At 54.5% G+C, this 6154-nt stretch carries 5 protein-coding genes; 1 reads left to right on the forward strand and 4 read right to left on the reverse strand.

All coding sequences use genetic code 11. From position 1 onward, the window contains the following. Positions 1 to 31 precede the first annotated feature (31 nt). From FDW87_RS02885 to puuD, 4 genes are all read right to left on the reverse strand, one after another. Positions 32 to 1312 carry an FAD-binding oxidoreductase gene (locus FDW87_RS02885; RefSeq protein WP_049042201.1) on the reverse strand — a complete coding sequence of 427 codons (1281 nt, stop codon included), beginning with the start codon at positions 1310 to 1312 and terminating at the stop codon, positions 32 to 34. A 2-nt stretch (positions 1313 to 1314) separates the two neighbouring features. Beyond that, positions 1315 to 2802 (reverse strand): aldehyde dehydrogenase PuuC, encoded by a 1488-nt coding sequence (gene puuC / locus FDW87_RS02890; protein WP_137367229.1) that lies wholly within the window; start codon positions 2800 to 2802, stop codon positions 1315 to 1317. 137 nt (positions 2803 to 2939) lie between these two features. Beyond that, positions 2940 to 3497 carry an HTH-type transcriptional regulator PuuR gene (gene puuR / locus FDW87_RS02895; protein WP_016151913.1) on the reverse strand — a complete coding sequence of 186 codons (558 nt, stop codon included), beginning with the start codon at positions 3495 to 3497 and terminating at the stop codon, positions 2940 to 2942. A gap of 25 nt (positions 3498 to 3522) precedes the next feature. Next, entirely contained in the window at positions 3523 to 4287 is a 765-nt protein-coding gene (gene puuD / locus FDW87_RS02900) for a gamma-glutamyl-gamma-aminobutyrate hydrolase (RefSeq protein WP_016151914.1), read from the reverse strand. A gap of 211 nt (positions 4288 to 4498) precedes the next feature. On the opposite strand from puuD, the gene FDW87_RS02905 reads away from it, so the two are divergent. After that, positions 4499 to 5917: a glutamine synthetase family protein gene (locus tag FDW87_RS02905; RefSeq protein ID WP_046276299.1), complete on the forward strand. Its 1419-nt coding sequence runs from the start codon at positions 4499 to 4501 to the stop codon at positions 5915 to 5917. Positions 5918 to 6154: the final 237 nt, after the last annotated feature.

Consider the following 6154-nt stretch of genomic DNA (forward strand, 5'->3'; position numbering starts at 1 on the left):
GCCCTGTGCGTCGGGTTTATTGCGGAAGAACTTAAACCCCAAGGCGATCGCGTAAGCTGTAATATGCCGCCCCCATGGCGGTAAACGGAATGCGCAGGCTGCGCCCCCCCGGGAACGGGTAGTGCGGCAGTTTGGCGAAAGCGTCAAAGCGCTCGGCATCCCCGCGCAGCAGTTCAGAAATCAGACGTCCTGCCAGGTGGGTACAGGTCACGCCGTGGCCGCTGTAGCCCTGCATATAGTAAATGTTGGTATCAAGACGGCCAAACTGCGGCATACGAGATAGCGTTAACAGGAAATTACCGGTCCAGCGGTAATCAATTTTTACCCCCTGCAATTGCGGGAAGGTTTTCAGCAGTTTAGGCATTACCAGACGTTCAATATCGTCCGGATCGCGGGCGCCGTAGACCACGCCGCCGCCGTACAGCAGGCGGTTATCACCGGTCAGACGGTAGTAATCCAGCAGATAGTTACAATCTTCCACGCAGTAGTTTTTAGGAATCAGCGAGCGCGCCATCTCCGCAGACAACGGTTCGGTGGTTAACACCTGTGTGCCGCATGGCATGCTGCTTTTTGCCAGCGCAGGCTCGAGTTTGTCGCCGAGGTAGGCGTTGCCCGCGACGATCACAAAGCGGGCCGTAACCTGACCTTTTTCGGTGCTGACCACCGCCGGGCTGGTGTGCTGGATACGGGTGACCGGCGACTGTTCGAAGACGCGCCCGCCGTTCAGACGAATGGCGTTAGCTTCGCCAATCGCCAGGTTCAGCGGATGAATATGACCACCGCTGTGGTCGAGCAGCGCGCCGACATAACGATCGCTGCTGACTTCGCGACGAATTTCGCTGTTGTCTAACAGTTCAAGCTGCGTGTTGCCATAGCGTTCCCAGTTCGACTTCTGCTCCTCCAGCGTTTCCATCTGCTTGTGGTTCAGCGCCACAAACAGTCCGCCGGGGCGATAGTCGCATTCGATCTGATAACGCTTGATACGTTCGCGGATGATATTACCGCCTTCAAACATCATGCTGCCAAGCATTTTGGCGGCGTCCGGGCCATAGGTGCGCTCGATGACGTCGATATCGCGACTGTAGGAGTTCACCAACTGACCGCCGTTACGTCCGCTGGCCCCAAAGCCGATACGCGCGGATTCCAGTAGCACTACGTCGTAACCCATCTCCGCTAAGTGCAGGGCGGAGGAGAGACCGGTATATCCACCGCCCACGACGCAAACATCACAGCTAACCGACTCGCTAAGGGTGGGAAACGGTTCGTACTGATTGGCGCTTGCGGCGTAATAACTGCTGGTATGTTCAGTCATGATTAAGGCTCCAGGGAGATCCAAATGGTTTTCAGTTCGCTAAATTTTTCCAGCGCATGCAGGGACTTATCGCGCCCGTTGCCGCTTTGCTTATAACCGCCGAACGGCACAGTCATATCACCGTCGTTGTAGTTATTAATGAAGACCGAACCGGCCTTCAGGCGACGGCTCATGCGGTGGGCGCGCGACAGATCGCGGGTCCAGACCGCGGCCCCCAGGCCGTAGTCACTGTCGTTGGCCAGCGCCAGGGCTTCGGCTTCACTGCTAAAACGGGTGATGACCAGCACCGGGCCGAAGATCTCATCGCGGCTGACGTGGGCTTGCGGGGCTGTATCGACAAAAATAGTCGGGCCGATAGCCGCTGGGTGGACGTGGCTGCGACCATCCAGCGCCAGCGTGCCTTGCGCTTCACCGTCGCGAATAAAACCGTGCACGGTGTCGGCATGCGCGTTGTCGATAAGCGTGCCCATCGTGGTTTCCGGATCCAGCGGGTTGCCCGGCTGCCAGTTTTTCGCCTGCTCTTTCAGCAGGGCGATGAACTCGTCGGCAATACTCTCTTCCAGTAACAGACGCGTACCGGCGATACAGACCTGACCCTGGTTATAGAAGATGCCTGCTGCAGCATTGGCGGCGGCTTTCGGCAGATCCGGGCAGTCGGCAAAAACGATGTTGGCACTTTTACCACCGGCCTCCAGCCAGACGCGTTTCATATTGCTGTCGCCAGCGTCTTTGAGCAGTTGCTTGCCGGTGCGGGTCGAGCCGGTAAAGGTGATCACATCAACATCCGGATGCTGCGACAACGCCTGGCCCGCTTCGTGGCCATATCCGCTCACCACGCTGAGAACGCCATCTGGCAAACCGGCTTTTTTTGCCAACGCAGCAAGGCGAATGGCGGTCAGCGGTGATTTTTCTGAAGGTTTGAGGATCACGCTGTTGCCTGCAGCCAGTGCCGGGCCAAGTTTCCAGCAGGCCAGCAGCAGGGGAAAATTCCACGGCACGATGGCCGCAATGACGCCCACCGGCTCGCGCACAATCAGCGCCAGATCGCTCACCGAGGTGGTGGCCACTTCGCCATAGACTTTATCTATTGCTTCGGCGTACCAACGGATGGCGCGTGCCGCGCCTGGAATATCATCACGCAGGCTATGGCGAATCGGTTTACCGGTGTCGAGCGTTTCCAGTAGCGCCAGCTCCTCGTGATGCTGCTCCATTAAATCGGCGAACTTGTGCAGGACTGCCTTGCGCTCTGCGGGTGATGCTTGCGACCAGTCTCCGCGTTCAAACACGGTGCGGGCTGCGGTGACCGCGCGGTCTACATCCGCTTTTTTGCCGCGGGCGACTTTGGCGAGCGGACGTTGTCCTGCCGGATCCTGCGTAATAAAGGTTTCGTTATCGGCGGCTGCGCAATATTCGCCGTTAATAAATAAACGGGTCTCCGGCGAATAATGGCTGGCTTTTTCACGCCAATATTTAAGATTCTGAAAGTTCATAGCTACTCCTTTTATATCAATAAGATAAAGTTCGTTGCTGATCTTTTCAGGCAAAATCAGGCTGCACGATGCCCCAGGGATGTACCCTGTTAATGCGCGTTATTTAAGAAGGCCTGAGAAACTCAGGCCGCTACTTATTAGAAAGTGGTAGGAGTGTGGGCACTGATGATGCGGCAGATCCCTGCCGAGGTGTTGCTGAAGCTATGTGGTATACCGGTGTTAATGGCATAACTTTGTCCTGCAACAAGATGATACGTTTGACCGTTGATGGTCAGTATCACTTCACCTTCTAGTATTGTCCCAATCTCTTCACCCTGGTGTTTAATTCTCTCCCCGGTTGTCGTACCTGGCTGATAGGTTTCAAACATCATGGCCAGCGTACGATTCGGATTTCCGTTGTGTACCAGCTTCATGGATACTCCCTGACTCCCGATCTCAATCAAATCATCTTGATTGATAACCACCTGCGGTTCGTCAGGCTTTTCCGGTTCCGCGAAGAACTCGGAGAGCGACAGCCCATAAACTTTCAATAGCTTTTGCAGCGTACTGATGGCAGGACTGACTTTATCCTGCTCTATGGTGCTGATGGCGCTATGCGTTAACCCAGACAGTTCGGCGGCACGACGCTGTGAAAGACCCAATTGCTGGCGGATCTCTGACAAACGTTTACCCGGCGCCAGGCCGTCATCGCTCATAATTGCATTTCCTTAACTGTAGTGGTCAGAGTCGCTGTTTTTCAGCGAGGTGGTTCTGACAAGCGGTGATAAAACCTTCAAGTAACAAACGCGACAGGGCATATTCGCTACTGTTCCATTCCGGGTGCCACTGCACGCCAAGCGCGAAAGGATGGTCGTGAACGCTGGCTGCTTCCACTAATCCATCCTGCGAGCGTGCTTCCACGCGCAGTTGCGGGCCAAGGGTTTTTGCGCCCTGACCATGCAAGGAGTTAACCCAAAACGTGCTGCAACCTGGTATTAGCTGAGATAGCAATCCTCCCTGTTGAACCTGGACTTCATGAGATGGCGCATATTGCTGCTCCACCGGGAGTTCCGCATCTTCACGATGTTCCAGGAACTGTGAGTGATCGCACAGGCGACGATACAGAGTCCCGCCAGTGGCGACAACTAATTCCTGTAAGCCCCGGCAGATGGCGAAAATGGGAATGCGCCTTTCGAGCCCGGCGGTAATTAGCGCCATGCTCAGAAGATCACGCCCGGGATCGGCGTCAGACTCATCGCCATTTTCACCATAAAGGTGCGGCTGCACATTGCTTGGGCTTCCTGGCAGGAAGATACCATCCAGTTTCGGTAACAGCGCGTTCAGTAATTCGGGTTCCGCAAGCGCATGGGGAATCGCTATCGGTAATCCACCGGCGTTCAATACTGCATTCAGGTACTTTTCTTGCAGAGTCTGGGTCTCGTGACCCTTAAGCCTGTTCCTACACATCACTACACCAATAACTGGCTTGTCAAATATATTGCCCATGATCGACCTCACGTTTTGGAATAAATTATTGCCAAACGGTTCCTTGTTATGCCATTCCGTTCATTATTTTCTCAATCTAGCAGTGGAATAACCTTCTAGCAAACTTAATTTAACATTTGACAAACAATTTGTTTGCATCCAGAGTCGGAGAGTGGACATTATATTTAACAGTCAAATCACAGAACAGCTTACAGGCCAACGGCGGTGAATCATGGAAACCAATATCGTAGAAGTTGAGAATTTTGTTCAGCATTCTGAAGAGAGACGAAGTAGCGCGTTTGCGCGTGAAGTTAAGCAGTATCTGGAGCGCTATCCCAACACGCAGTTCGTGGATGTGCTGTTAACCGACCTGAATGGTTGTTTTCGTGGTAAACGCATTCCCGTTGCGGGATTACACAAGTTAGAGAAAGGCTGCTATTTCCCGGCATCCGTTTTCGCGATGGATATTCTTGGCAATGTGGTCGAAGAGGCGGGATTAGGCCAGGAGCTTGGCGAACCGGATCGGACCTGTGTCCCGGTGCCTGGCACGTTAACGCCTTCGGCCGCCGATCCGGAATGTATTGCGCAGATGATGCTGACGATGCTGGATGAAGATGGCGCTCCCTTTGACGTTGAGCCGCGGAACGTACTTAACCGACTCTGGCAGAAACTTCGCCAGCGCGGTCTGTTCCCCGTCGTAGCGGTAGAGCTGGAGTTCTATTTACTCGATCGTAAGCGCGATCCCGAAGGTTATCTGCAGCCGCCGTGCGCGCCGGGAACGGACGATCGGAATACGCAAAGTCAGGTTTACTCGGTTGATAACCTGAACCACTTTGCTGATGTGCTGAACGATATCGATGAACTGGCCCGTTTGCAGCTGATCCCGGCTGACGGCGCGGTGGCTGAAGCCTCCCCTGGGCAGTTTGAAATCAACCTCTACCATACCGATAACGTACTCGACGCCTGCGACGACGCGCTGGCGCTGAAACGCCTGGTACGGCTGGTGGCGGAGAAACATAAGATGCATGCCACGTTTATGGCAAAACCTTATGAGGAGCATGCCGGTAGCGGAATGCATATCCACATCAGCATTATGAATAATAAAGGCGAGAACGTGTTAGCCGATGCGAATGGCGATGATTCCGCGTTACTTAAACGTGCGCTTGCCGGGATGATTGATCTGATGCCCGCGTCAATGGCGCTGCTGGCGCCGAATGTGAACTCTTATCGCCGCTTCCAGCCGGGGATGTATGTTCCGACCCAGGCTTCTTGGGGGCACAACAACCGTACGGTGGCGCTGCGCATTCCCTGCGGCGATCGTGATAACCATCGGGTTGAATATCGCGTGGCGGGGGCTGACGCCAACCCGTATCTGGTGATGTCGACCATTCTGGCGGGGATCCTGCATGGTCTGGATAACGAGCTGCCGTTGCAGGAAGAGGTGGAAGGCAACGGCCTGGAGCAGGAAGGGTTACCATTCCCGATCCGCCAGAGCGATGCGCTGTGGGAGTTCATGCAAAATGACAGTCTGCGTGAGTTGCTCGGGGAGCGTTTTAGCCATGTGTATCACGCCTGTAAACACGATGAACTGATCCAGTTTGAACGCCTGATTACCGACACTGAAATTGAGTGGATGCTGAAAAACGCCTGACAGGAAAGTGGCCCGGCGGCGGAATGTTTGTCGGGCCTGTACGCATTGTTTGGTCATTGAAAAAAAGAAGTCGCATCATGCGGTCTGAGCGGAGCCAGCCCGTCAATATTGCAGGATCACCTGCCATTTCCCGGATGTCGCGTAATGGAGCGGCTTGCGACAACGGGTCTTCAGATAACCGACAGAGTTTGTGACGAGGAAATGTGATGATGCCAATGTTTAAAAACCCGCCCCGCG

The sequence above is a fragment of the Citrobacter sp. wls826 genome, assembly GCF_005281245.1.
Lineage (GTDB): Bacteria > Pseudomonadota > Gammaproteobacteria > Enterobacterales > Enterobacteriaceae > Citrobacter > Citrobacter braakii.

Bases quoted from the DNA above. Each gene is read 5' to 3' on its own strand.
- puuR (WP_016151913.1), bottom strand. From the start codon at position 3,497: ATGAGCGATGACGGCCTGGCGCCGGGTAAACGTTTGTCAGAGATCCGC.
- FDW87_RS02905 (WP_046276299.1), top strand. From the start codon at position 4,499: ATGGAAACCAATATCGTAGAAGTTGAGAATTTTGTTCAGCATTCTGAA.
- FDW87_RS02885 (WP_049042201.1), bottom strand. From the start codon at position 1,312: ATGACTGAACATACCAGCAGTTATTACGCCGCAAGCGCCAATCAGTAC.
- puuD (WP_016151914.1), bottom strand. From the start codon at position 4,287: ATGGGCAATATATTTGACAAGCCAGTTATTGGTGTAGTGATGTGTAGG.
- puuC (WP_137367229.1), bottom strand. From the start codon at position 2,802: ATGAACTTTCAGAATCTTAAATATTGGCGTGAAAAAGCCAGCCATTAT.